The organism is Amycolatopsis pithecellobii (assembly GCF_009707865.1).
In the GTDB taxonomy this organism is placed as follows: domain Bacteria; phylum Actinomycetota; class Actinomycetes; order Mycobacteriales; family Pseudonocardiaceae; genus Amycolatopsis_E; species Amycolatopsis_E pithecellobii.
The window spans coordinates 1-1761 of the sequence record NZ_WMBA01000139.1; the positions used below are offsets into that span (position 1 = coordinate 1).

At 66.8% G+C, this 1761-nt stretch carries 1 protein-coding gene; it reads right to left on the reverse strand.

Annotated elements, in window-relative coordinates:
• Positions 1 to 1727: acetolactate synthase large subunit (locus GKO32_RS37770; RefSeq protein WP_312869288.1), on the reverse strand; the 1727-nt coding region annotated here is incomplete at its 3' end.
• Positions 1728 to 1761 lie beyond the last annotated feature (34 nt).

Here is a 1761-nt window from a genome sequence, read left to right on the forward strand (position 1 = left end):
TCGTCGAACAGCGGGCGGATGCCGCGCGCCGCCATCACCTCGTCGTTGCTCGCCCCGGCCGCGACCATGGGCCACACCTGGGCATCCTTGCCGACCACGAAATCGATCACGACGGGACGGTCGTTGATCTCCATCGCCCGCCGGATCACCTGGTCGACCTCTTCCTTCGTCTCACAACGAAGCCCAGCACATCCCAGCGCCTCGGCCAAGAGGGTGAAGTCCGGTATCCGGTGCTTGTGGGTGCCCAGGTCGCTTTGGGAGTACCGCTGGTCGTAGAACAGGTTCTGCCACTGGCGGATCATGCCGAGGTTGCCGTTGTTGATCACCGCCACCTTGATCGGCGCACCCTCGATCGCGCACGTGGCCAGCTCCTGGTTGGTCATCTGGAAACAGCCGTCCCCGTCGATGGCCCAGACCTGCTTGTCCGGTGCGCCGAACTTCGCGCCCATCGCCGCCGGCACGGCGAAGCCCATCGTGCCCAGCCCGCCCGAGTTGATCCAGGTGCGCGGGTTCTCATAACGCACGAACTGCGCCGCCCACATCTGGTGCTGACCGACCCCCGCGGCGTAGATCGCCTCCGGCCCCACCAGCGCACCGATCCGCTCGATCACGTACTGCGGCGACAGCGTGCCATCCGGCGGCCACTCATACCCCACCGGGAACGTGTCACGCCACGAGTCGACCTGGGTCCACCACGCCGACAACTCCGGCTCCCCCGACCGCTCGGTCTCGGCCTTGACCGCGTCGATGAGCTCATAGATGATCTCCGCACAATCCCCCACGATCGGCACGTCCGCCTTGCGGTTCTTGGAGATCTCCGCCGGATCGATATCGGCATGCACGATCTTCGCGTCCGGCGCGAACGAGTCCAGCCGCCCGGTGACCCGGTCATCGAACCGCGCACCCAATGCGATCAGCAGGTCCGACCGCTGCATCGCGGCGACCGCGGCGACCGACCCGTGCATCCCCGGCATACCCAGATGCTGCCGATGCGAGTCCGGGAACGCGCCACGCGCCATCAGCGTCGTGACCACCGGGATACCCGTCAGCTCCGCCAGCTCCAGCAACTGCGCCGACGCCTGCGCCTTGATCACCCCACCACCGACATACAACACCGGACGACGCGCCTCCGCGATAAGCCGCGCCGCCTCACGCACCTGCTTGCCATGCGGACGCAACGTCGGCCGATACCCCGGCAACCGCATCTCCGGCGGCCACGAGAACGACGTCTGCTCCTGCAACACATCCTTCGGGATATCCACCAGCACCGGACCCGGACGCCCCGTGGACGCCAGGTGGAACGCCTCCGCGATCACCCTCGGAATATCCGCCGGGTCCTTGACCAGGAAGTTGTGCTTCGTGATCGGCATCGTGATACCGCAGATGTCGGCTTCCTGAAAGGCATCCGTACCGATCAACGGCCGGGTCTGCTGCCCCGTGATCGCCACCACCGGCACCGAATCCATGTTCGCATCCGCCAACGGCGTCACCAGGTTCGTCGCACCCGGCCCCGACGTCGCCATGCACACCCCGACCTTCCCGGTCGCCTGCGCATAACCCGTCGCCGCATGCCCCGCACCCTGCTCATGCCGGACCAGCACATGCCGCACCTTGGCCGAATCCAACAGCGGGTCATAAGCAGGCAGAATCGTGCCACCCGGAATACCGAACACCACCTCGGCCCCGACCGCCTCCAACGACCGCACGAGCGACTGCGCGCCCGTCACCCGTACCGGAGTACCAACAGGCGGGGTGGGCTTG